This is a genomic window from Paralysiella testudinis (assembly GCF_016894345.1).
Classification (GTDB): Bacteria; Pseudomonadota; Gammaproteobacteria; order Burkholderiales; family Neisseriaceae; genus Paralysiella; species Paralysiella testudinis.
The window spans coordinates 235,774-258,804 of the sequence record NZ_CP069798.1; the positions used below are offsets into that span (position 1 = coordinate 235,774).

Below are 23,031 nucleotides of genomic sequence, written 5' to 3' on the forward strand. Positions count from 1 at the left end.
TCCCACCAAATCCGGCAACATCCCCCTTTATCCCATTTATCGCACCCACCCCTGCTTATTTATCTTAAAGGGTTTCAACATCGCCCGTAAAGTAGACCAAGTATTGGATATGGTGCAATTGCTGCCCATGCGCGAACGTAAACCCGCGCAATTATCCGGCGGCCAGCAACAACGGGTGGCACTGGCGCGGGCGCTGGTGTTCGAGCCGGAAGTGGTGCTGATGGACGAGCCGCTGGGTGCACTGGACAAACAATTGCGCGAACGCATGCAGCTGGATATCCGTGATCTGCATAAACGCTTGGGGCTCACCATCGTGTTTGTCACCCATGATCAGCAAGAAGCACTCACCATGTCCGACCGCATTGCGGTGTTCAACAAAGGCAAAATCGAGCAAATCGGCACCCCGCGCGAAATTTACGACCATCCGGCCACCCGCTTTGTGGCTGAATTTATCGGTGAAACCAATTTGCTCGAAGGGCAGGTGGAATCCGTGGCCGACAACCATGCCGTGGTTGCCCTGCCAGAAGGCGGGCGATTGAAAGTGGCCAAAGGCACGCCGTTGCAAGCCGGGCAAGCGGTACTGGTTTCCATCCGCCCCGGACGCATCGCGTTGGCGGCCAAGCACACCGGTGCCGACAATACCCTCAGCACCCGCGTGGTCGACAGCGTGTATCTGGGCGACCATTTGCGCATTCAGCTGGATGAGCAGGCACACCATTTTATTGTCCACTTAGGACGCAATACCGATGAATGGACACCCAACACCGATGTGACGGCCAATTTTGACGCCGCCGATTGCTGGACGATGACATTATGAGCAACCTAGCCACTAAAAAACGGCGCGCCTATTTATTGCTGATGCCGCTCATCCTGTTTTTGCTGGTGTTTTTCCTGTGGCCATTGTGGGTGATGATGAAGCAGGCTGTGTCCGACAATGCCGTGGCGGTGGTGTTGCAACAAACCGCCACTGTAATGCCGCAATGGAACGGCACATCCGCTCCCACACCCGAGATGAAAACCGCATTGATTGCCGACTTAAAAGCCGCCAAAGACCAGCAGGAAATCGGCAATATGGTGCGCAAGCTCAACAGCGAGCAGGCCGGCTACCGCACCCTGATGACCAAAACCTTAGTGCAAATCCGCGACAATCCGAATCCGCCTGACTTGGAAAGCATTGATGCACGCTGGTCGGATCCGCGCTATTGGCAGGCCATCAACAAGCTGATGTCGCCGGTAACCGACCGTTTCTTGCTGGCAGCGGTAGACATGGAGCGCAATCCGGAAGGCAAAATGGTGGCCATGGCCGCAGGCTCTTCCGCCAACCGCGACATCATGCTGCGCACGTTTTGGATTGCCGCTTTGGTAACCCTGTTTTGCGCCGCCATCGGCTATCCGTATGCCATGCTGCTGGCCTCCACTTCCGGCTGGGTCAAAAATCTGCTGTTTGCGGCGGTATTGCTGCCGTTGTGGACTTCGCTGCTGGTGCGCACCGCCGCGTGGTTTATCCTGCTGCAAGACCGCGGCCTGATTAACGACTTACTGATGACATTGGGCCTCACCCACAGCCCGATTCCGCTGATTTTTAACCGCAGCGGCGTGGTGGTGGCGATGACCCATGTATTGCTGCCGTTTATGGTGTTGCCAATTTACAGCGTGTTACAAGCCATTCCGCGCAATCTGATGCCGGCTGCTTCTTCGCTGGGCGCACCACCGTGGCGGGCATTTTTGAAAGTATTGCTGCCATTAAGCCTGCGCGGCATCTTGTCAGGCATGTTGTTGGTGTTTATGACGGCGATTGGCTATTACATCACCCCCGCGCTGATTGGCGGTGCGGGCGACCAAATGATCAGCTCGATTATTGCCTATTACGCCATGGGCGCGGCCAACTGGGGCATGGCCGGTGCATTGGGCATGGTGTTGCTGGTGGCCTGTCTTATTCTGTATGGCGTGTATGCACGCCTGACCACTGAAAAAACCGGGAGTGCATGATGTTGGCACGCTTAATCAAAATCGGCTTTGGCACGCTGGCGGTGCTGTTTCTGGTGGCACCTCTGTTTGCCATTTTGCCGCTGGCCTTTACTTCCAGCGTGTTCCTCACCTATCCGATTCCCGACTGGTCGACACGCTGGTTTCAGGAGCTGGCCACCGCCGATGCTTGGCGGCGCTCCATTATCAACAGCCTGATGATCGGTGGCGGCACCACGCTATTGGCCACCATATTGGGCACCATGGCGGCGTTGGGGCTGCGCCAGCAAGGCATGCGCTTTGCCGCGCCTTTGCGCACCTTGTTTATCTTGCCCATGGTGGTGCCTGCCGTGGTGCTGGGGGTGGGCATGCAATTGCTGTTTGCTCAGCTTGGGCTGGCCAATACCTATCTGGGCGTGATTGTGGCACACAGCATCGTGGCCATTCCCTTGGTGTTCATCACCGTGAGCGGCGCCGTGGCCGGTTTGGACAAACGGGTTGAGCTGGCCGCCGAAAGTTTGGGCGCCAGCCCCTTCACCGTGTTACGCAAGATTACCTTGCCACTGGCCGCACCGGGCATTGTTTCCGGCGCCGTGCTGGCGTTTGCTACTTCGCTTGATGAAGTGGTGCTCACGCTGTTTGTGGCCGGCCCCAATCAACGCACCCTGGCGCGGCAAATGTTTTCCACCATCCGCGAAAACATCAGCCCGGCCATTGCCGCAGCGGCGCTGATTTTTATTGTCGGCACCATCGTGCTCGGCGTGGTCACCACGCTGTTGCGCCGCCGCATGAAAAAAGCCGTTGTGTAACCACAAGCAGAAAGAGCGCCATGAGTACCCCCTATATGCTGCTTACCGGCGCCAGCCGCGGCATCGGCCATGCCACCGTGAAGCTGTTTCAGGCGCACGGCTGGCGCATCCTCACGGTGTCGCGCCATCCTTTTTCGGCAGACTGCCGCTGGCCGGCGGCACGCGAAAGCCATATTCAGGCCGATTTGGAAGACTTGAACGGCATCGAAACACTGGCGCAAACCGTGCGCGAAAGGCTGCCTGAAGGCAAATTGGCGGCACTGGTAAACAATGCCGGTATTTCGCCCAAAGGCCCGGGCGGCAGCCGCTTAGGGGTGATGGCCACCGATGCCGACACCTGGACACGCATCCTGAATGTGAACTTGATATCCACCGCCTTATTGGCACGCGCATTGGCGCCGGAGCTGTTTGCCGCCAAAGGCTCGGTGGTGAATGTCACCTCGATTGTGGGCTCGCGTGTGCATCCTTTTGCCGGGGTGGCTTATGCCGCCTCCAAAGCGGCACTGTCGGCGCTAACACGTGAAATGGCCTACGAATTCGGCCCCTACGGCGTGCGGGTGAACGCGATTGCGCCGGGCGAAATCAGCACCGAAATTTTATCGCCCGGCACCGACAAACTGGTGGAAACACTGGTGCCGATGAAACGGCTGGGCACCACCGCCGAAGTGGCCAAAACGATTTACTTTCTGTGCTCGGAAGATTCATCGTATATTAACGGTGCCGAAATCCACATCAACGGCGGCCAACATGTTTAGCTGAGTACCGCAGCACCAAACCGGCATCCGTCCCCATCAGAATCCAGGAGCAAGCACGCATGAGTTTACAAACCCAAGTTTCCGCTGCCGAATGGCAAGCCCGCTGCACCTTGGCCACCCTCTACCGGCTGATTGCCCACTTCCGCATGACCGACCTTATCGACACCCACATCAGCCTGCGCGTGCCGGACGAGCCGAATCATTTTTTAATCAACCACTACGGCCTGCCTTTTGAGCGCATGCGCGCTTCCGATTTGGTTAAAATCAACCACAATGGCGATATTGTGGGTGCGCATGATGCCGGCAAAAGCGTGAATACCGCCGGTTTTGTGATTCATTCTGCCATCCATGCGGCACGCCCTGAAATCGATTGCGTAATCCACACCCACACCGGCGACGGCATGGCCGTGGCCGCCATGCAAGACGGCCTGCTGCCGCTCACCCAACATGCACTCAAATTCTACCAACGGCTGGCCTACCACGATTACGAAGGCATTGCGCTGGATTTGGATGAACAATCGCGGCTGGTGGCCGATTTAGGCACCCACCAAGCCATGATATTGCGCAACCACGGCTTGCTCACCGCCGCCGAAAATCCTTACCGCGCTTTCCACCTGATGTATATGCTCGAACGCGCCTGCCAAGCACAAGTAAAAGCCTTGTCTACCGGGCAAGCACTCACCCGGCCGCCCGAAGCCGTGTGCGCCCGCGCATCCGCGCAGTTTGCCGCAGAAGACGACGACGCTTATGTGCGCAAAGTATGGGATGCGGCGGTGTTGCTGATTGAAGCGCAGTTGGCCGATTGCTGTCGTTGATTTAACATACACGGCCAATCAATACGCAAACCACCCGCATCGCGGGTGGTTTTGCTATCAGCTACAACCGCATTATCTTTCAGGCAGCCTGAGACCTTTGCAAAACGTCATTTCCGTCGCTCCTGCGCAGGCAGGAGCCTAGTCTGAAGCGCAGCTTCAGTTGTCGGGCAAGTAGCCGCCATTAAAATAGAAAAATCAAATATTTGATTTTAAAGTGAATTTGTTATTTTCAGAAATGTGCGAAATAAGCAAAGCGCTGCTTTGCACTGGGCACCCGCCTGCGCGGGTGCGACAAATATCTGGTTTTGCAAAAGTCTCAGCCTTGTAAGAAGGGGCTTTATACCCGCCCACCCATCCTCTCAAACCACATCACCTACCCCAAGCGGTGCATAAAATAATCGCAAAACACATTTTGCGCCGGGCTTAGCTCAATGCCGGCACGCCATGCCACGCCCAAGCTCATCGGCGGCACCGGGCTTTGCAGGCGGATGCGGTTGATGCGCCGCCCTTCCAGCGACCAAGGGCGGTATACCGTGTCCGACAAAATACTCACCCCCGCGCCATTGGCCACCATGCTGCGCACCGCCTCCACCGAGCTGGTGTTGAGCATCACCCGTGGCTGCAAGCCCAACTGCCGCCAATAAGCTTGTGCGGTTTGCGCCGCTTCGTCTACCGTAAGCATAATGTAAGGTTCGTCCACCAAATCGGCAAAATCCACGCTATTTCGCCGCAACAAAGCATGCCCCTGCCCCACCCACAGCCGCCGCTGTGAATCCATAAACGAATGCACGTTTAATTGCGGGTTGTGCACATTGGAGCTGAGCAACACCGCCATATCCAGTTCACCCGACAGCAAACCGGCCTCCACCGCCACGCGGGGCAATTCGTTGAGCCGGATTTCCAAATTCGGATACAGCCGCTGTAGGCGCTGCAGATGAAACGGCAAAAAATAGCCCATCACCGTATAAGTGGCCGCCACCCGCAACAGGCCGTGGATATCATTGTCGTGGTGGCGGATATTTTGGCAGGCGGCCACGCTGTTAAGCATGTCGTAGCAATGGTTGAGAAAGTACTGCCCCGCTTCGGTGAGCAACATGCCGGTGGGCTGGCGCACAAACAGCTGCGTTTGCAAACGGCTTTCCAATTCTTTAATCGCCGCCGTTACCGCTGACTGCGTAATGTTTAGCGCCTGCGCCGCTAGCGAAATCTGCCCCGTTTCCGCCGTGCATACAAAATAGCGCACTTGCCGGGTGGAAAAATCAATATTTGCCATCTGCATCCCTGTGCTGTTTATGGGTTGTTGAGGCTTCCTGAAAACAATCGGCACTCACGGAAAAATAAATTTATTTCACGTTAAACAAATATAACTATCTACAAAATAAATTGATTCAAGCATCAATCAAAAAAATTTTGTTATTTTGTTTATTTTCATCAATTCATTCCACTGCGGGAAGTGTATCAATTTTTTTGATACTCATACATCAAAAAATAAAAGTTTTTTAGCTTGGAGTTTTGCTCTAGTCTGTGTGCAATACCGCAAACACAGGTGGCATCATGCGCAAAACACACATTGATTTAAATTCCGACATGGGTGAAGGCTTCGGCATCTGGCGTGCCGGTGATGGGGTCGACAACGACATCATGCCGCTGATTTCCTCGGCCAATATCGCCACCGGCTTTCACGCCGGCGATCCTTCCATCATGAATCACACCGTGGGCTTGGCCAAACAGCATAGCGTGGGCATTGGCGCCCATCCGGGCTACCGCGATTTGGTGGGCTTTGGGCGCCGCGCCATCAATGCCGGCCACAGCGAGTTAATCAACGATATGGTGTATCAAATGGGTGCGTTGGCGGCATTTGCCCGTTTGCACGACATGCCGGTGCAACACGTTAAGCCGCACGGCGCGCTCTATATGACCTTGGCCGCCGATGAAGATTTGTCTGCCCGCTTTGTGGATGCCGTGCAGGCCGTCAACCCCGATTTATATCTGTTTTGCATGGACATTTCTGCTACCTATCGCGCCGCTGCCCGCGCCGGTTTGCGTACCGTGCGCGAGTTTTACGGCGACCGCCATTACGACAACAGCGGCAGCATTGTGTTTACCCGCCAAATCGGCGCCCTAGATGCACAGGCAGTGGCCGAAAAGGTGCTGGAAGCCTGCGTAAACGGCCGCGTTAAAACCGTGGAAGGCCAATGGCTGGACATCGAATTTGAATCGGTGTGCATCCACAGCGACACCCCCGGCGCACTGGCACTGATTGAAGCCACCCGCACCGCCTTGGCCGGGGAAAATGTGCAGGTGTGCAACCGCTTTGGTTAGGCGGCTCAAGGCTGCCTGAAAAAGTTTCAGGCAGCCTCTTTTATTCAATGCTACAAGGAGCGATTTATGGCCACCATCGACATCATCAGCCCGCTGCCGGGCACGTTTTACCGCAAGAGCGCCCCGGATGCGCCACCGTTTGCCGAAGTGGGCGACACCATCGCCGCCGGTGCCGTGATCGGTCTGGTGGAAGTAATGAAACAATACAGCGAGCTGGCCGCAGACGACGGCGGCAAAATTATGGCCTTCCACATCGAAGACGGCGATGCCGTGGAAGCTGGCCAAGTTGTGGCCGTATTGGAAGTGTAAATCATGGCCATTCAACGACTGCTGATTGCCAACCGCGGCGAAATTGCGGTGCGCATTATCCGCGCCGCCCGCGAGCTGGGCATCCACACCATTGCCGCCCACAGCAGCGCCGATAAAGCCAGCCTTGCCGTGCGCTTGGCAGACGAAGCCGTCGAAATCGGCCCCGCCCAAGCCGCCAAAAGCTATCTGAACCCGGCCGCCATACTGGCAGCAGCACAAGCCACCCATGCCGATGCGGTTCACCCCGGCTACGGCTTTCTGGCCGAAAACGCCGCCTTTGCCCGCGCCGTGGTTGAAGCCGGTTTGGTTTTTGTGGGGCCGGATGCCGCCACCATCGAACAAATGGGCGACAAAGCCCAAGCGCGCGCCACCGCACAAGCCGCCGGTGTGCCGGTGGTGCCCGGCAGCGCAGGTGTACTGCGTGATTTGGCGGCCGCAGAGCGCGCCGCCGAAGCGATGGGCTATCCGCTGATGATTAAAGCCGCTGCGGGCGGTGGCGGCAAAGGCATCCGCGTGGTTGCCGATGCGGCCGAATTCGCAGCCGCATTTCAGGCAGCCCAGCGCGAAGGCTTAGGTTCGTTTGGCGACGACGGCATGTATTTAGAGCGTTTTATCGCCCGCGCCCGCCATATCGAAGTACAGATTCTGGGCGACGGCCACCGTGCCGTGCACTGCTTTGAACGCGAATGTTCCTTGCAGCGGCGGCGGCAAAAAGTATTTGAAGAAGCACCGTCGCCCGTGCTCGACCACGCCACACGCACGCGCTTATGCGCTTCAGCCGTGGCGCTGGCCGAAGCGGTGCACTACCGTGGTGCCGGCACACTGGAATACCTCTACGACGAGGCCAGCGGTGAATTTTTCTTTATTGAAATGAACACCCGCATCCAAGTGGAGCACCCGATTACCGAAATGGTGACCGGCGTGGACTTGCTGCGTGAAATGCTCAACATTGCCGGTGGCGCACCGTTATCGCTGCAGCAAGCGGATATTCACTTAAACGGTGCCGCAATTGAGTGCCGCATCAATGCCGAAGACCCCTTTAACGGCTTTGCGCCCAATATCGGCACCATCAGTGCCTTGCAATGGCCGGGCGGCCCCGGCGTACGCATTGATTCCATGCTTTATCAGGGCTACACCGTGCCGCCGTTTTACGATTCCATGTTGGCCAAAATCATTGTGCACGACGAAAGCCGCCCGGCGGCGCTGCGCCGCCTGCAACGCGCCCTGCAAGAAACCGACATCGGTGGCCTAAAAACCACCCTGCCGCTGCACTTGGCCTTACTGGGCAGCGCCGATGTGCACGCTGCCGATTACCACACCGGCTGGCTGGAACAATGGCTGGCCGACAACCCTCCGGCTGCCTGAAACAGCACTGTTTAGCTTCGTAGAAGCTTTACTTTCTTTCAGGCAGCCCATCCATACCCTGCACCCACCCGAAACGAAAGGAAACGCCCATGAGCTTGCGCTACACTTTTGGCGGCGATGAATTCCTGTTTGTGGAAATCAGCGAAGCCATGTCGCTAGAGTCTTTTTTCAAAGGCATGGCCATCACCCGCCGCCTGGCCGCAGCAAACCTAGACGGCATTATCGAAATCTGCCCGGCCAATGCCTCCTACCAAATCCGCTTCAATCCCGACATCATCAGCGCCGAAACCCTACTGGCCACTTTGCAAGGCTTTGAAACCGAGCTGGCCAACGCACCCATGCGCATGGACACGCGGCTGATTGAAATCCCCGTGTTCTATAACGACCCGTGGACCAACGAAACCGGCGCGCGTTTTCGCGAGCGTCATCAAGACCCCACGTCCACCGATTTGGCATACGCCGCCCGCATCAACGGCTACGCGGGTATTGATGAATTTATTGCCGCCCACAGCGGCTCACCGTGGTTTGTGTCGATGGTGGGCTTTGTGGCCGGGCTGCCGTTTATGTTTCAAATGGTGGAGCAGGAGCGCCAAATCGAAGTGCCCAAATACCTGCGCCCGCGCACCGATACCCCCAAACACACCGTGGGCCACGGCGGCTGCTTTGCCTGTATTTATTCTGTGCGCGGTGCCGGTGGTTATCAAATGTTTGGCGTTACCCCCGCGCCCATTTTCAACCCTGCTCAAGAACAAGGCTACCTGAAAGACAGCATGGTGCTGTTCCGCCCCGGCGACATTGTGCGCTTTAAGCCCATCAGCCGCGCCGAATACGATACCGCCCTGGATGCCGTGGCCGCAGGCACGTTTAACCTCAATATCCGCCCGGTATCCTTCGATCTGGCACAATTCCTACATAATCCAAGCGCCTACAACCGCCAACTATTGGGAGACGCCGCATGAGCCGCCACATCACCCTACTCAAACCCGGCCTGGCCACCTCGATTCAAGACCAAGGCCGCCAAGGCTACTATCATTTGGGCATTCCGCCTTCCGGCGCCATGGATCAATATTCTTTCCGTGCCGCCAATCTGCTGGTGGGCAACCCCGAAACCGCCGCCGTGCTCGAATGTACCCTGATGGGGCCGGAGTTGCGCTTTGACAGCGATGCGGTGATGGCCGTGGCCGGTGCCGAAATGGTACCCATCATCGACGGCGAAAAGCACCCTACCCACACCGCCATTGCCGTGAAAGCGGGCAGCCACGTGCGCTTTGGCGTGATGACCTTGGGCGCACGCGCCTACATTGCCATCAGCGGCGGCATTGCCGTGCCCGAAGTGCTGGGCAGCCGCTCGTTTTACAACCTTGGCGCCATTGGCGGCTTGGACGGCAAAAAGCTGGATACGGGCGATGTTTTACCGCTGGGCGAGCCTTCAGGCAGCCTTCACAGCCACGCCGAACTGCCCGAAAACCTACGCCAGCCGCTGGCAAAACAAGCAGACATCCGCGTATTGCCCGGCCTCTACGACCACCGCTTAAGCGATGAAGGCCGCGAAACCTTTTATGCCGACAGCTGGAAAGTGGCCTCCGAAGCCGACCGCATCGGCTACCGCTACAAAGGCGGGCGGCCACTGGCATTTCAACCGCGCCAGCCGCCATTCGGTGCCGGTTCCGACCCATCGAATATTGTGGATGCGCCCTACCCCATCGGCTCCATTCAAGTACCCGCCGGAGTGGAGCCGATTATCCTGCACCGCGATGCCGTGTCCGGTGGCGGCTATGCCATGATTGCCACGGTCATCAGCGCCGATATGGATTTAATCGGCCAGATGCAGCCCAATTACAGCACCCGCTTTGTGGCGGTAGACATGGCCGAAGCCTTGGCCGCCCGTGCCGCCTACCAACAACGCTTGGCTGATTTACGCGCGTTTTTTGCAGCGTAGATGCGCTGAGGCCGCGGGCCGTAACCGTACGCACGCAAAGCTTTGATAAAACACACCGGCCCGTGTCTGCCGCAGCGCAACACAAGTGTGCACGCCACAACAAATAACAGTGCACTGAGCAACCATTTTTTTATTTCTTTTCGGGCTAATCTTGCCCAATGCTGGATTTCCGGCGTGTATTACCTGTTTTCAAACAAACCAAAACCAACACAAAAACAACTTCTACAAACAGAAAAACCGCATCCGCCGTGTTATTCGTTTTATTACAAACACATTCGGATGCAGCCATCTCGAGGAGCAACATCATGGCAGGCGTAATGCAACCGCAACACAACGGTGCGCCCGACGACACCGTATCCGACGTATCCACTGAAATTGTCAGCGAACACGACCGCGCCTCCAAAGGCTCGCTCACCATGGCTTGGTGGGGCGTGTGCAGTGCCATGTTCTACATTGTGGTGGGCATTGCCATGGCCAAAGCCTACGGCACCGTCAACGCCATTATCGGCTTGGGCATCACCGTGGTGGCCTACGGCATTGTCAACGGCATCATCAGCCGCTACGCCATCAGCACCGGCTTATCGGTGGGGCTGTTTTCGCGCGTGCTGTTCGGTGCCAAAGGCGCGGCGCTGGCCACGCTGATTTTTTTCGTTACCGCCATTTACTACGCCGTGTTTGAAGGCTCGGTGATTGCCGTTACCCTCAACCACATGTATCCGGGCATTTCCTACACCATTGCCGCGCTGATTGTGGTGCTCTACAGCGTGCCGCTGATTTTCGGCAGCGTGCAGCACTGGCTGGATAAATTCAACGGCGTGCTGCTGCCGTTTTACATTCTGGGCTTGGTGGGCGCGGTGGTGCTGGCCACCAGCCAATACGGCTATACCGATGCCTGGCTGCGCATGGGACCGGAAAACCCCTCGCCCACCGGCTGGTGGAATGTGTGCGTGTACTATATGGGGGTGTGGATTTTGATGATGTTCACTTTCGACTACGCCCGCTTCGGCAAAAAAGAAGACAGCAAATACCACGCCCTGTTTAACTTCGGCATTCCGTTTTACATGCTGGCGTTTTTCCTCAGCGGGCTGGCGGGCATTTATTTGGTCAACACCATTCCGCATGAAGGCGATGTGTCTGAAGTGTCGATTGCGTTTGGCTTAATCGAGCTGATGGGCATCTTCGGCCTCTTGTTTGTGTGGATTACCCAAACCCGCATCAACACCGCCAACTACTTCTTGGCCACCACCAATATGCAGGCATTTTTCAAAGACGTGTTCAAGCTCAACCTCAATAAAATGGTGTGGGCGGTGGTGGTGGGCATCATCGTGTATCTGCTGATGCTGATCAACGTATTCGCCTATCTATTGCAGGCGCTGGCTTATCAAGGCGTGTTTGTGGTGGCATGGGTGGCCATTGCGCTCACCCATATCCTGCACCCGCGCCGCAAGCAGATTTTCGGCGAAGTGCCGCAAATCCGCTCGGCCAAGCTGCCCGCCTTCGATGCCAGCGGCCTCACCGCTTGGCTTGTAGCCTCCGCCGTAGGCATTGTGTTGATGAATTTGGGCGGCAGCTGGACCAATTGGTACGCCACCATCACCTTCTTCACCGCTGCCATCCTCTATGCCTTACTGATGCCCAAGCAACGGCAAAAACTGCTGCCGTAAAGCTTGCCGCCACAACACCAAAGGCTGCCTGAAACCATTTCAGGCAGCCTTCATCATTGCTCTGCAACACCGGCTTACTTTGTGCAAACGCACATAAGTCTGCACCCAGCAACAAAACACCTTGCACTGGGTGACAAGATTTATCCGAGCTTTCACCCTAATCTGTATTCACAACCACAATACAGAGGATGAAACCATGCAAACCACCTCCGCAATCGACCCCATCACCTTATCGGTGGTGCGTGGCGCCTTAGAAACCGCTCAGCGCGAGATGACGCTCACGCTGGAAAAAACCGCCCGCTCCAGCGTGTTCAATCTGGCACACGATTACAGCAATGCCCTATTCGACCACCTGCCGGAAATGATTTTGCAAGGCCAAGACATTCCGATTCACCTGGGCTCGCTAATGCCCGCCATGAAAGCGGTGGCCGAATACTTTGGCGACGACATCCATGAAGGCGATGTGATTTACCACAACGATCCCGTCTACCAAGGCAGCCATATTCTCGACTGCTGCATGTATAAGCCGGTGTTCTACCACGGCGAGCTGGTGTTTTGGGCGGTGTGCAAAGGCCACGTTACCGATATCGGCGGCCCGGTGCCCGCAGGCTACAACCCCGATGCCAAAGAAATCTATGCCGAAGGGCTGCGCATTCCGCCGGTGAAGCTGTGGGACAAAGGCGTGCGCCGCAATGACGTAATCAACTTGCTGCATTGCAATATGCGTTCGCGCCGCAATCAGGAAGGCGATTTAAACGCCCAATACGGCGCCTGCCGCGTGGGCGAGCGCAATCTGATCCGCCTGCTCGATAAATACGGCGTGGCCACCGTACAAGCCGCCATTGCCGAATTGAAAAACATGGCCGACCGCCATATGCGCCACCTGATTGCCACCATTCCCGATGGCGAATACCACGGCGAAGCGGTGCTGGAAGACTCCGGCCACGGCCTGGGCGCGCTCACCATCAGCGCCGACATCACCATTCGCGGCGACCATGTCCACATCGCCATTGCCAGCCCGCCGCAAGTGCCGTATTTCATCAATTCTTATGCGGGCAACTCCATGTCGGGCGTGCTGCTGGGGCTGATGATGTTTGCGCAAGTGCCGCCGCCCTACAACGAAGGCCTCTACCGCTGCGTAAGCGTGGATTTGGGTGCCAAAGGCACTTTAGTGAACGCACAAGAGCCTGCGCCACACGTAAACTGCACCACCACACCGATGGAAACACTCACCGATGCCGTGCGTACCGCGTTTGAAGCCGCCGCTCCGGATCGCGTTACCGCCTCGTGGGGACACGCCTCCGGCATCAATATTGCCGGCATCGACCCGCGCACCGGCGAGCAATACGTCACCATGGTATTGGCGTCGATTATTTCCGGCGCTGGTGCCACCCAGCACATGGACGGCTGGCACGCCTGCGGCCCCTTGTGCTGTTTTGGCGCACTCAGCTCCGGCGACATCGAATTGCTGGAATACCAATACCCGATTCTGATTCACAAATACGGCCTGGTGGAAGACAGCGGCGGTGCCGGACGCCAGCGTGGCGGCTGCGGCACCGAATGGCAAGTGGAGCCGCTGAATCATGAAATGACCGTTATCGCTTTTGGCGAAGGCCGCCAAATTGCCACCATGGGCGCGGCCGGTGCCGAAGACAAGCTGCCTGAACGCAAACTGGGGCGGCTGAGCATTGCGCGCCACGGCGGCCACACCGAAACCCATATTCAAAACACCCTCACCACCATCAAACCGGGCGAGCGCGCCAGCAACATCAACCCCGGCGGCGGCGGCTACGGCCACCCTTTCCAGCGCCCGCTGAACGAAGTGGTGCAAGACGTGGCGCGCGGCTTGGTGTCGCGTCATGCCGCCGAGCAAGAATACGGCGTGGTGCTGCAAGCCGACAGCCTACAAGTAGACGAAGCCGCCACCGCCCGTTTGCGCCAGCAGCAGGCTGCCTGATGTAAAAACAGCAAACAGGCTGCCTGAACCCTTTTCAGGCAGCCCACAAAACAAAGCAAAGGAAACCGCATGAGAAACCAATTCCGCTTAGGCGTAGACGCCGGAGGCACTTTTACCGACTTTGTACTGGCCGAACAAAACGGCCGCATCCACCTGTTTAAAAGCCCGTCCACTCCACACGATGGCACCGTGGCCATTGCCCACGGCCTGCAACAAATCAGCGAGAAATTCCAGCGCTCGGTGGCCGACATCGTGCAAAACTGCGATTTGTGCATCAACGGCACCACTGTGGCGCTGAATGCCCTGATTGAGCTTAAAGGCGTAAAAGTGGGCCTGCTGGCCACCGCCGGACACGAAGACAGCATTGAAATCCGTCTCGGCCACAAAGAAGAAGGCTACCGCTACGACGCCAGCTACCCGCCCGCCCCGCAGCTGGCACCGCGCGAGCTGCGTTTCGGTGTGGGCGGGCGTATGCTGGCCGACGGCAGCGAACATACACCGCTCAATGAAGACGACATCCTCAAAGCCATCGAAGTATTCAAGCGCGAAGGCGTCAAAAGCGTGGCCATTTCCTTTGTGTGGGCCATCCGCAACCCGGCACACGAGCAACGCGCCCGCGCCCTGATTCAGCAGCACCTGCCCGACGTGTTTGTGTGCTGCGGCCACGAAGTCTACCCGCAAATCCGCGAATACACCCGCACCTCCACCACCTTGGTCAATGCCTACCTAAGCCCGGTGATGGCCGCTTATGTGCGCAAAATCGATCAGTATTTCCGCGACTTGGGCGCCGTACAGCCGGTGCGCTATTTCCAATCCAACGGCGGCTTGGCCGTAGGCGAAGTGATGCGAGAGCGCGCGGTAAACGCCATTAATTCCGGCCCCGCCTCCGCTCCGCAAGCCGGCCTGTTTATCGCCGCGCCGTTCGGCATCGACAACGTGATTACCGTCGACATGGGCGGCACTTCCTTCGACATCACCTTGGCCAAAGGCGGCCAAACCAGCCTCAACCGCGACATCGACTTCTTGCGCAACCGCATCGGCGTGCCCATGATTCATGTGGAAACCTTGGGTGCGGGCGGCGGCTCCATCGCCCACATCAATACCTTCGGTATGCTCGAAGTAGGTCCGCAAAGCGCCGGCGCCAATCCCGGCCCCGCCTGCTACGGCAAAGGCGGTGAGCTGCCCACGGTTACCGATGCCAATATGGCACTGGGCTACCTGAAGCCCAATGCCGTGCTCGGCCAAAGCGTTACCCTTGATGCCGCGCGGGCGAATACTGCCATCGAAACCCATATTGCCGCACCTTTGGGGATTGATTTGGCGCACGCCGCCTACGGCATCAGCGCCATCGTCAACCAAAACATGGCCAACGGCATTCGCCGCATCACCATCGAGCAAGGCTACGACCCGCGCGATTTTGCCCTGATTTGCGCCGGTGGTGCCGCCGGGATGCACATCATTGCGCTGGCCGAAGAAATGGGCATTGCCAAAATACTGGTGCCCAAATTCGCTTCCTGCCTGTGCGCTTTCGGGCAGATTATTTCCGACGTCAAATACACCTACCTGGCCACCGAAACCATGCTGATGCAGCACGATGCCGACTTGAGCAGCCTCAACGCCACCTTGGCGCGGCTGGAGCAAGAAGGCCGCCAACGCCTGCTGGCCGACGGCTTTGCCGATGACGACATCGTGATTGAGCGCAGCATGGAAATGCGCTACTTGGGGCAAATCCACGAATGTACCGTGCAAGTGCCCGGCGGCACAGTAGACGCCGCCTTGCTCGACGACATCCTCGCCGCCTTCCACGCCCGCCACGAAGCCCTGTTTACCTATGCCGAGCCGGATAATCCGGTGGAGCTGGTCAACGTGGAAGTGGCCGTGAGCGGCAAAGTGTCTAAGCCGCAAATCCCGCAGCTGCCACACGCCCGCAGCGATGTGCGCGAGGCCAAAACCGGCGTGCGTAACATGATTTTCAACGCCGACTACACTTGGTACAGCACCCCCGTGTACGACGGCACCCGCCTTGCCGCCGGCCACCACATCCACGGCCCGGCACTGATTGAAGAGCCCACCACCACCATCGTTATCAAACCGGGCTGGCAAGCGCATCTGCATCAATCAGGCACCTACTTGCTGACAAAGGTTTAAAAACAGCTTATATTGCCGCAACCTGCTGCAAAAACAGCATGTTGCGGCACAGCATTTATTATATAAGGCTGCCTGAAACTTCATTAATACCCGACAAGGAAAACCCCATGTCCGGCCACTTCACCACCCGCAACACCGTATCGGTGCCGGGCAAACAAAACCAATGGCGTCAGGCCATCAGCGAAACCTATTTTCAGCTCGATGTGCGCTTTGCCAGCCACGAACACTTTGAAGGCAACCTGAACAGCTGGCAATTGGGCGACATCACCCTGTCGCAGCTGCAATCGGCACCGGCGGCCTATCTGCGCCTGCCGCAGCACTTGCAACACCTGCCCGGCGAAGAAGCATTTTTGCTCACCCTGCCACTGGATCAACCCGTGGCTTTCAGCCAAGTGCAACGGCAAATCGACTGCGCCGCCGGCAATTTTCTGTTGGAGCTGTCGCACGAGCCCTATCATTTCAGCTACGCCAAAGCCAACCGCCTGTGGGTGCTGAAAATCCCCCATCCCGTTATCAGCCGCCACCTGCACCTGCCCGAGCGCTATGTGGCGCAAAGCTGGAGCGGGCGCGACGGCGTGGGGCTGTTGTTGCAGCAATACCTGCACATGTGCGGTCAGCAATTGCAATACAACACCGACCCTGCCAGCCGCCAGCTGATGGGCAAACAACTGCTGGAGCTGTTTACCCATCTGGTGCAGCAAAGCGAACAACGCCTGCTCAGCCCCGCCAGCGACACCCGCCGCGCACATTTGCAGCGCATCGAACATTATGTGCGCCACCATCTAGACAATCCCGCATTGGATCCGCACACCGTGGCCGCCGCCTGCCATATATCCGTACGCTACCTGCACGACCTGTTCGGCGACACCGGCACCTCTTTCAGCCAATGGCTCAAACAACAGCGCCTGGCCACCGCCCACCACCTGCTCACCCGTCCCCATTTCCAGCAAACCCTGGCCGCCTTAGCCTACCAAGTGGGCTTCACCGATCAAGCCAACTTCTCCCGCGCCTTCAAACAGGCCTTCGGCCTCAGCCCCAAAGAAGTGCTGCAACAACAACGCACACAAACCGCCTGAAGGCGGTTTTGCTGCTTTACAGGCCAATCTAAACAATTAGGCTCAGCGCCCTTTTGCCCTAAGCCATTCATTTTGGCCACTTCATCACCGCCAACAACCTCGCAATTTGATGAATATCAGTATCATTGCAATCGAGCAATGATACAATTTGTCATTTTCAAGGTCGCGCCATTTATATGGATGCCGATATGCTGGTACTGAGTGATTTGGCTGAAATGTGGCGGCATCCGATTGAAGGAGAAGCCCTTGTGGCGGCAAAAGGCGGCAAGGAAATCGCCCGCTTGTGCACCAGTGTGTGGGATTGCGAAAAAGCGCGCCCATACTTGCCCAGTGTGCAAAATCAAATGGGTACTCAGCTCAGCCACAAATATTCCATTCCGCGCCTGCAAGCGGCTGGGCAAAAACACTGGTTCGACGGTGCCTTGCTCACGCACCCGCGCCAAGATTTAACCGACTTGTTCGACCAGTATTACCAAGAAGCTTTGGCTGCCGGCTACCGCTTGGAAAATTATGCTATTGAGCCTTTTGGCCCCTTCCCCAAAAAATCACAAGCAAACTATACCGGCAACGATGTTACCCGTGTGCGCAAACAAAAATCTTGGGTGTCGCGTACGTGGAAAGACATCAAAGAAAGCGTACGCGGCCAGTAAACAGACTCCCCATTCAGCACCCTAATCAGTTTCAAGGTGAACAGGCATCCATACCGTTCACCTTGAAATTTATTGGCACTCAATTCAAAACTTGCTTTCAGGCAGCCTACACATCATAAAATTTAGAGCCATACCGCATGAAACAACCTTTAACACACCCGTTTTTTATTATTGGCAATGCCGATGAACAACAGACACTCACCGAAACCGTCGGCGCCGATGATATTATTATTCGCTTCAACAACCCCAATCCCAGCTGCACCTTGCAGGCAGACTGGTTATTTCTGGCCAACGGCTATACCCAATGCCGTAAATTACAGCTGACCAACCAGCATTTGTTCAAGCCGGATATGGCCATTTTTTTCCGCTATTTCACCGCCGATATTCTTTATGGCCATTATCAGAATATTCCTTATAGCCGCCGCTTAAAGTATTTATTCCGCTTTCCTTCCTTCAAAAAACGTTATCAGCTGAATCAATATGAGCAAACCGTGGTGGCGAGCGATGTTTACCGCCATTGCGCCCAAATTATCGGTAATCGACAGCCCAGCACCGGCTTGTTGGCCATTTATCATATCCTGGCCAACCATCCCCAGCACACGGTTTTTGTTCACAACTTCACCAATGAAGGCTGGGTTGGCCACGATTGGGATGGAGAGCGGGTATTGATGCAGAAATTATTGCAAGAGCAAAAAATCATCGCCGTCTAAAAACATCAATAATGCTCATTTGCAGTGATTTAGCCACCAATTTTAGCGCTTTTGCCATCAACCCCTGCCGCCATAACAACACACAGATTTGCCTTTCATTCAGCTGTTTTTTAGCATATTCCGTTTGTAAAAAAACCAAAACTTGCTGATATTGCGCACCACTCAAATCACTGCGCTGCAAATTGCTGTGCATACGGTAATAATACATACAGGCTTTATACAACAAATAGGCATAAGCCCGCCCGGCACCCAACTGCTTGCGGGCATAATCCGCCTGTAATAAATAAGCAGTTAGACCGTAAACCTGTTTGAGGCCCACGGTTTGAGCAATGGAATCGCTGCGAATGCGATAATGCACCAAGGAGCGGGGCAGATAATAATAGCTTTGGCATTGATCCAGCAGAATCGGGGTATAAGCAATATCCTCGAATGCCGGAATCTGAAAATCCACCACCCCTTCAATACAGCGGCGCCGGAATACCTTGTTCCAAAAATAATGTTTGCCATCCATAATGGCCAGCTGGTAAAGCGCATGGTGGTGATTGCCCACCAAACTGTTGGCCGTATCAATCGCCAGTTGTTCCTGCTTTTTCACCGCACCGCTGCCATCATAAAAAACCGTATAGTCAAACAACAACACATCAGGCTGATGCTCGGCCAGCACCGTTGCAATGGCGCTAATCGCATCGCCATCAATCAAATCATCCGAATCAACAAACCACACATATTCCGCTTGGCTGGCATCCAACAGTGCCGCGCGCGCGCGGGTTAAGCCGATATTGTGCGGCGACCGGATTAGCCGAACCGACAGATGGGCATGGGCTGCCTGAAACTGCTGTATCAAGCGAACCGAGTCATCTGGTGAAGCATCATCAAAAAAAATCACCTCTGCCTGCTCCGGCAACGACAAAGACAATATTTCCAGCAATACGGGCAGATAGCGTGCCACACCATAAACGGGAATCAGAATACTCAATTGCATGCTATTCGACTTCTTCCAATTGCAACATAATATGCCGTATTTCTTTTAATTTTTTATTAACCGCATATAATCTAAATATATTTAGTCCTTTTGAATATTCATGATAGTAGCGCATAAACACATCATTATATTTATAATATATGTAGCATATTAACAATCTATTATCCATTATTGCTTGCCTGTTTTTACCCAGTTCGGTAATTTGCCCCGCATAACGTTTAACAATTTTATATGCCAGATAATCTTCAAATTTATCTTGATGATCCGGATACCACTGACGCCAGCGCTCCAGACGATTAATAAATGCCCCCAGATAATCGTCAATATATTGTTCATTAATGTTGGTCACAATTGACCCAGCCCTGACCCGATACGCAATTAATACATAATCACAATATACATAATTTCGGCATTTTTCAGCCAAATCGGTCATAAAATAGATATCTTCAAATTTTACGCCCTCCACAAAATCCAAACCGGCAATCAATTCATGCCGGTATATTTTGTTCCAAACATAGTTTTTATTGCTTTGGGTAATGTTCTTAAGGAAGCTACCTTGCTTGTTTTGAAACACTTTGCCTGCTGCTACACGACCAATAAACGACTTTTCCTGCCTCTTAATTCCCTTTCCTTCATCCCAGAAAAAATAATCCCCAATCAGCACATCCACCGGGGTGGCTTCAATTTGTGCCATCACCGTGCTTATGGCACCGGTACACATCACATCATCAGAATCAACAAACCAAATATATTCCCCTTGTGCCAGCTTTCGTAACGCATTACGTGTGGCGGACAAGCCTCGATTGCGTGGTGCATGCACAATGCTTACCCATGGGTGCGTGCTGTATTGCGCCACAATCTCGCCACTATTATCGGTTGACGCATCATTCATTAAAATCAATTCCGTCTGCTCATCCATTTGAGCCAGAATAGATTCGATGCACTCGGCCACATAGTGCTCAACATTGTATACCGGCACCAAAATACTCAATTTTTTAGATGCTTTATTCATAAACTCCATGCTCCGGCTTGGAAAGTTTTGTCCGCAGTTGTCTGAATTTTCTGATAAAAAAATTTAACGGTTGAAATACCCAGCGTTTGGCATCCACAATCAGATAATTTTTGCTGATATTCAGCGTATGAATCCCACTGGGATAATCCGAAGAGAAAGGAAGCAGGTGGGCCTCTGTGCTGCTGGTCATACCTTTATCATCCACTTTAATTTGTTTTAAATAAAGTGATTGGCCATATTCTTGGGCGCCACACTCCTGAAATGGCACATAAGCCATGCTGTTCTGATGCCAAACACCGCCGCCCGGCCGGGTATGCTGATTTTCAGAATCAACTTTACCTGTATAAGGCTGCCAGCCATGGGTTAGCTCGCGACTAAAGTAAACTGTTTGCCGGTTGGTTTTGTGCTCTGCCGAAATCAAATACAGTCCTTCCGGCCGTTGCCACAAAAAAGAATCCACTAATTTAATGCCTTCTATCAGTGTGGCGGTGTATTGCCATTTTTTGGGGAAATCAGTGGCTTTAAATAAAACGATTTTTCCCAACTCATGCGCCTCAGGAATCATATACCATTGATTTTTATATTTAAATACAAATGGAAATGAAAGGTGGCAGCGTAAATCATTAACGCCTTCAATCTCAAAATCTTCCAACTCTTGCATTTTAGCGTTTAGCACCCTGCAGCGGATGCGGCCACGCACCCAATGATGATTCAGCGCCTCATAAAACACATACAGAAGCTCACCTTGCTGCACTGCAAACGGGTCAGCCTGAAAATGAAACCGCCGCGACAGCCAATAAACCGATGCCGAGGCCAATAAATCGGGCACGGCATTGATTGATGCTGTTTCAGGCAATGGCATAATGCCGATATTCCATTCTTCATGAAAAAAATATTTTTTCAATTTCATTGAAATTACCGTTTCAAATCATCACAAGACAGCACCAAGCTGCGTAGTAAATCAGCATAGGCCTGAGCCATATGCTCTTTATCATAATATTGAGCCACTTTTGCCCGCCCACGCTCAGCGAGCGCATTAAACTGATCCGGTGCCTGTAAAATGGTTTTCAGTATTTTTGCCAATCCCTGTGCATCGTGCTCATCAAACAAAAAACCATCCACACCATCAATAATTAACTCACTAATGCCATGCGTGCGGCTTGCCACCACCACACAGCCTGCAGCCATCGCTTCCAATACCGATAAGCTCAAGCCCTCACGCAAACTGGACAGTACAAAAATTTTATTTTGTGCCAGCAATGCTGCCACCTGGTTGCTGCGCCCGGCAAAATCAATTTGCTCCGCCACGCCCTGCGCCTGAGCCAATTGTTTTATTGCCTGTTGATAGCGCTGTTTGCCGCCGCCCACCAACATCAGCCGGGTATCGATTTTCCACTGCTTTAAATATGCCATGGCCTGCACAACTGTGGCATGGTCTTTGTCTTTGGCAAAACGAGCCACCATAATCAGATCATTTGGCCGCTTGGACAAATGAACAGCATCTTGACTCAGGTATTTTTCGGTTTCAATACCGTTGGGGACAGCCACTATTTTTGGGGCGCGCAATTGCTGCGTTGCCAGTGTTTGCAGCACACCTTGGGACACCCCGATCACGCATGAACTGCGGGCACTCAAGTATCTGGATTGCCACAAACGCCAACGGGTATAGCGCTCCTTGGTAGAGTGCTCCACTTGCACCAGGTGTGGCACTTTCGCCCATAAGCCAGCCCAGCGCCCGAGTAGGTGTTCGGGGAACCCATGCGCCACCAAGATATCGGGTTTCCAAGTTGTGCATAATTTCATCAATTGGTAAATGGTAAGCCAATGCATTGCACCGCTAACCAGATGGTAAGGAATCCCGCTTTGTTGCAATTGTTGCAAATGAGTGGCAGTGGTGGTTTTTTTTTGACGTAAAACCAATAAGCACACCATATCCGCCATTGAATTATGTGCACCCACCAAATCAATCGCTACTTGGGTGGCACCTGAAAAACCGCCGGTTACAAAGTGTAAAACGCGTAAAGCCATTTACCGTTACTCACATCAAAAGGTTTTTCGAAGATTAGCAAGAATCCGTTTAGGTGGTGTCCTGAAAAGTATGCTGCTGAGAAAAGCAAGAGCGAGCAAGGTAAAAGTCATGATTTAGGTAAATAGAAATTGTAGATAAACAGGAGTTTTTCTGTTTCGTTTATGTAAATAATGTCTTATTTTTTGCCTAAAATATAGGCAGCATACTTTTTAGGACGCTCCATCCGGAGATTAAAACTTGAGCACCATTAAATCTCAAATAATTTAATTGAAACTTATAAATATCTAATATTTGATTATCGTTTTGATGAATCGGCTCGTCCTGCGTACTATTGGGTATACATTCTATTATTCTATCCGTGTTTTAGGCTCAAATGCCAAACCAGCGCTAGTTTAAAAGGTATTTCACTTCGTTTTGAATGCTATTTCAGGCTGCCTGAACACTATATTTGCATTTCATGCAGAAACATCTTTAAAAGTCAGCAAAAGATATGATCACACTTGAAATTCCATATTATTCCCATA

The 23,031-nt window shown here is 54.2% G+C and carries 21 protein-coding genes; 16 read left to right on the forward strand and 5 right to left on the reverse strand.

Going from position 1 to position 23,031, the window contains the following annotated elements; genetic code table 11:
- Nucleotides 1–34: 34 nt before the first annotated feature.
- The 5 genes from JQU52_RS01285 to JQU52_RS01305 are packed head-to-tail and all read left to right on the forward strand — an operon-like array spanning nucleotide 35 to nucleotide 4,344.
- Nucleotides 35–817, forward strand: coding sequence for an ABC transporter ATP-binding protein (locus JQU52_RS01285; RefSeq protein ID WP_328301370.1), 783 nt, complete (start codon nucleotides 35–37; stop codon nucleotides 815–817).
- On the forward strand, nucleotides 814–1,989 hold the full coding sequence (locus tag JQU52_RS01290) for an ABC transporter permease (protein WP_230339393.1): 1,176 nt from the start codon (nucleotides 814–816) through the stop codon (nucleotides 1,987–1,989). The genes JQU52_RS01285 and JQU52_RS01290 overlap by 4 nt, the downstream gene beginning before the upstream one ends.
- Complete coding sequence (locus JQU52_RS01295) at nucleotides 1,986–2,774, forward strand: ABC transporter permease (RefSeq protein ID WP_230339394.1); 789 nt, start codon at nucleotides 1,986–1,988, stop codon at nucleotides 2,772–2,774. The genes JQU52_RS01290 and JQU52_RS01295 overlap by 4 nt, the downstream gene beginning before the upstream one ends.
- A gap of 20 nt (nucleotides 2,775–2,794) precedes the next feature.
- Complete coding sequence (locus tag JQU52_RS01300) at nucleotides 2,795–3,529, forward strand: SDR family NAD(P)-dependent oxidoreductase (protein WP_230339395.1); 735 nt, start codon at nucleotides 2,795–2,797, stop codon at nucleotides 3,527–3,529.
- A 59-nt stretch (nucleotides 3,530–3,588) separates the two neighbouring features.
- Entirely contained in the window at nucleotides 3,589–4,344 is a 756-nt protein-coding gene (locus JQU52_RS01305; protein ID WP_230339396.1) for a class II aldolase/adducin family protein, read from the forward strand.
- 373 nt (nucleotides 4,345–4,717) lie between these two features.
- Here the strand turns inward: JQU52_RS01305 and JQU52_RS01310 are convergent, their stop codons facing one another.
- Nucleotides 4,718–5,617, reverse strand: a complete 900-nt coding sequence (locus JQU52_RS01310; protein WP_230339397.1) for a LysR family transcriptional regulator — start codon at nucleotides 5,615–5,617, stop codon at nucleotides 4,718–4,720.
- Nucleotides 5,618–5,898: 281 nt separating this feature from the next.
- Between JQU52_RS01310 and JQU52_RS01315 the strand changes: the two genes are divergently transcribed.
- The 11 genes from JQU52_RS01315 to JQU52_RS01365 all read left to right on the forward strand — a co-directional run bounded on the left by JQU52_RS01315 (nucleotide 5,899) and on the right by JQU52_RS01365 (nucleotide 18,484).
- Nucleotides 5,899–6,666, forward strand: a complete 768-nt coding sequence (locus tag JQU52_RS01315; RefSeq protein ID WP_230339398.1) for a 5-oxoprolinase subunit PxpA — start codon at nucleotides 5,899–5,901, stop codon at nucleotides 6,664–6,666.
- Nucleotides 6,667–6,732: 66 nt separating this feature from the next.
- Nucleotides 6,733–6,975 (forward strand): acetyl-CoA carboxylase, encoded by a 243-nt coding sequence (locus JQU52_RS01320; RefSeq protein ID WP_230339399.1) that lies wholly within the window; start codon nucleotides 6,733–6,735, stop codon nucleotides 6,973–6,975.
- Nucleotides 6,976–6,978: 3 nt separating this feature from the next.
- The gene (locus JQU52_RS01325) at nucleotides 6,979–8,340 is read left to right on the forward strand and encodes an acetyl-CoA carboxylase biotin carboxylase subunit (protein ID WP_230339400.1); all 1,362 of its coding nucleotides are present in this window, start codon (nucleotides 6,979–6,981) and stop codon (nucleotides 8,338–8,340) included.
- 89 nt (nucleotides 8,341–8,429) lie between these two features.
- Entirely contained in the window at nucleotides 8,430–9,299 is an 870-nt protein-coding gene (locus JQU52_RS01330; protein ID WP_230339401.1) for a 5-oxoprolinase subunit B family protein, read from the forward strand.
- Nucleotides 9,296–10,279 carry a 5-oxoprolinase subunit C family protein gene (locus JQU52_RS01335; RefSeq protein WP_230339402.1) on the forward strand — a complete coding sequence of 328 codons (984 nt, stop codon included), beginning with the start codon at nucleotides 9,296–9,298 and terminating at the stop codon, nucleotides 10,277–10,279. The genes JQU52_RS01330 and JQU52_RS01335 overlap by 4 nt, the downstream gene beginning before the upstream one ends.
- Nucleotides 10,280–10,584: 305 nt before the next feature.
- Nucleotides 10,585–11,943: a purine-cytosine permease family protein gene (locus JQU52_RS01340; protein WP_230339403.1), complete on the forward strand. Its 1,359-nt coding sequence runs from the start codon at nucleotides 10,585–10,587 to the stop codon at nucleotides 11,941–11,943.
- Between the two features lie 196 nt (nucleotides 11,944–12,139).
- On the forward strand, nucleotides 12,140–13,900 hold the full coding sequence (capB, locus tag JQU52_RS01345) for a caprolactamase subunit beta (RefSeq protein WP_230339404.1): 1,761 nt from the start codon (nucleotides 12,140–12,142) through the stop codon (nucleotides 13,898–13,900).
- A gap of 69 nt (nucleotides 13,901–13,969) precedes the next feature.
- On the forward strand, nucleotides 13,970–16,048 hold the full coding sequence (capA, locus tag JQU52_RS01350; protein WP_230339405.1) for a caprolactamase subunit alpha: 2,079 nt from the start codon (nucleotides 13,970–13,972) through the stop codon (nucleotides 16,046–16,048).
- A gap of 107 nt (nucleotides 16,049–16,155) precedes the next feature.
- Complete coding sequence (locus tag JQU52_RS01355) at nucleotides 16,156–17,124, forward strand: helix-turn-helix domain-containing protein (protein WP_230339406.1); 969 nt, start codon at nucleotides 16,156–16,158, stop codon at nucleotides 17,122–17,124.
- Between the two features lie 188 nt (nucleotides 17,125–17,312).
- The gene (locus JQU52_RS01360; RefSeq protein ID WP_230339407.1) at nucleotides 17,313–17,774 is read left to right on the forward strand and encodes a hypothetical protein; all 462 of its coding nucleotides are present in this window, start codon (nucleotides 17,313–17,315) and stop codon (nucleotides 17,772–17,774) included.
- Nucleotides 17,775–17,911: 137 nt separating this feature from the next.
- Complete coding sequence (locus JQU52_RS01365) at nucleotides 17,912–18,484, forward strand: hypothetical protein (RefSeq protein WP_230339408.1); 573 nt, start codon at nucleotides 17,912–17,914, stop codon at nucleotides 18,482–18,484.
- Here the strand turns inward: JQU52_RS01365 and JQU52_RS01370 are convergent.
- From JQU52_RS01370 to JQU52_RS01385, 4 genes are read right to left on the reverse strand one after another with little or no spacing between them, the layout of a single operon-like run.
- Complete coding sequence (locus tag JQU52_RS01370; RefSeq protein WP_230339409.1) at nucleotides 18,471–19,466, reverse strand: glycosyltransferase family 2 protein; 996 nt, start codon at nucleotides 19,464–19,466, stop codon at nucleotides 18,471–18,473. The genes JQU52_RS01365 and JQU52_RS01370 overlap by 14 nt on opposite strands.
- A gap of 1 nt (nucleotide 19,467) precedes the next feature.
- Nucleotides 19,468–20,478: a glycosyltransferase family 2 protein gene (locus JQU52_RS01375; protein WP_230339410.1), complete on the reverse strand. Its 1,011-nt coding sequence runs from the start codon at nucleotides 20,476–20,478 to the stop codon at nucleotides 19,468–19,470.
- The gene (locus tag JQU52_RS01380; protein ID WP_230339411.1) at nucleotides 20,471–21,388 is read right to left on the reverse strand and encodes a glucosamine inositolphosphorylceramide transferase family protein; all 918 of its coding nucleotides are present in this window, start codon (nucleotides 21,386–21,388) and stop codon (nucleotides 20,471–20,473) included. Before JQU52_RS01380 ends, JQU52_RS01375 begins: the two co-directional genes overlap by 8 nt.
- A 5-nt stretch (nucleotides 21,389–21,393) precedes the next feature.
- Complete coding sequence (locus tag JQU52_RS01385; RefSeq protein ID WP_230339412.1) at nucleotides 21,394–22,506, reverse strand: glycosyltransferase; 1,113 nt, start codon at nucleotides 22,504–22,506, stop codon at nucleotides 21,394–21,396.
- Nucleotides 22,507–23,031: the final 525 nt, after the last annotated feature.

Excerpts from the sequence above, each read along its gene's own strand:
- JQU52_RS01290 (WP_230339393.1), top strand. The coding sequence starts at position 814 with ATGAGCAACCTAGCCACTAAAAAACGGCGCGCCTATTTATTGCTGATG.
- JQU52_RS01295 (WP_230339394.1), top strand. The coding sequence starts at position 1,986 with ATGATGTTGGCACGCTTAATCAAAATCGGCTTTGGCACGCTGGCGGTG.
- JQU52_RS01300 (WP_230339395.1), top strand. The coding sequence starts at position 2,795 with ATGAGTACCCCCTATATGCTGCTTACCGGCGCCAGCCGCGGCATCGGC.
- JQU52_RS01305 (WP_230339396.1), top strand. The coding sequence starts at position 3,589 with ATGAGTTTACAAACCCAAGTTTCCGCTGCCGAATGGCAAGCCCGCTGC.
- JQU52_RS01310 (WP_230339397.1), bottom strand. The coding sequence starts at position 5,617 with ATGGCAAATATTGATTTTTCCACCCGGCAAGTGCGCTATTTTGTATGC.
- JQU52_RS01315 (WP_230339398.1), top strand. The coding sequence starts at position 5,899 with ATGCGCAAAACACACATTGATTTAAATTCCGACATGGGTGAAGGCTTC.
- JQU52_RS01320 (WP_230339399.1), top strand. The coding sequence starts at position 6,733 with ATGGCCACCATCGACATCATCAGCCCGCTGCCGGGCACGTTTTACCGC.
- JQU52_RS01325 (WP_230339400.1), top strand. The coding sequence starts at position 6,979 with ATGGCCATTCAACGACTGCTGATTGCCAACCGCGGCGAAATTGCGGTG.
- JQU52_RS01330 (WP_230339401.1), top strand. The coding sequence starts at position 8,430 with ATGAGCTTGCGCTACACTTTTGGCGGCGATGAATTCCTGTTTGTGGAA.
- JQU52_RS01335 (WP_230339402.1), top strand. The coding sequence starts at position 9,296 with ATGAGCCGCCACATCACCCTACTCAAACCCGGCCTGGCCACCTCGATT.
- JQU52_RS01340 (WP_230339403.1), top strand. The coding sequence starts at position 10,585 with ATGGCAGGCGTAATGCAACCGCAACACAACGGTGCGCCCGACGACACC.
- capB (WP_230339404.1), top strand. The coding sequence starts at position 12,140 with ATGCAAACCACCTCCGCAATCGACCCCATCACCTTATCGGTGGTGCGT.
- capA (WP_230339405.1), top strand. The coding sequence starts at position 13,970 with ATGAGAAACCAATTCCGCTTAGGCGTAGACGCCGGAGGCACTTTTACC.
- JQU52_RS01355 (WP_230339406.1), top strand. The coding sequence starts at position 16,156 with ATGTCCGGCCACTTCACCACCCGCAACACCGTATCGGTGCCGGGCAAA.
- JQU52_RS01360 (WP_230339407.1), top strand. The coding sequence starts at position 17,313 with ATGCTGGTACTGAGTGATTTGGCTGAAATGTGGCGGCATCCGATTGAA.
- JQU52_RS01365 (WP_230339408.1), top strand. The coding sequence starts at position 17,912 with ATGAAACAACCTTTAACACACCCGTTTTTTATTATTGGCAATGCCGAT.
- JQU52_RS01370 (WP_230339409.1), bottom strand. The coding sequence starts at position 19,466 with ATGCAATTGAGTATTCTGATTCCCGTTTATGGTGTGGCACGCTATCTG.
- JQU52_RS01375 (WP_230339410.1), bottom strand. The coding sequence starts at position 20,478 with ATGAATAAAGCATCTAAAAAATTGAGTATTTTGGTGCCGGTATACAAT.
- JQU52_RS01380 (WP_230339411.1), bottom strand. The coding sequence starts at position 21,388 with ATGAAATTGAAAAAATATTTTTTTCATGAAGAATGGAATATCGGCATT.
- JQU52_RS01385 (WP_230339412.1), bottom strand. The coding sequence starts at position 22,506 with ATGGCTTTACGCGTTTTACACTTTGTAACCGGCGGTTTTTCAGGTGCC.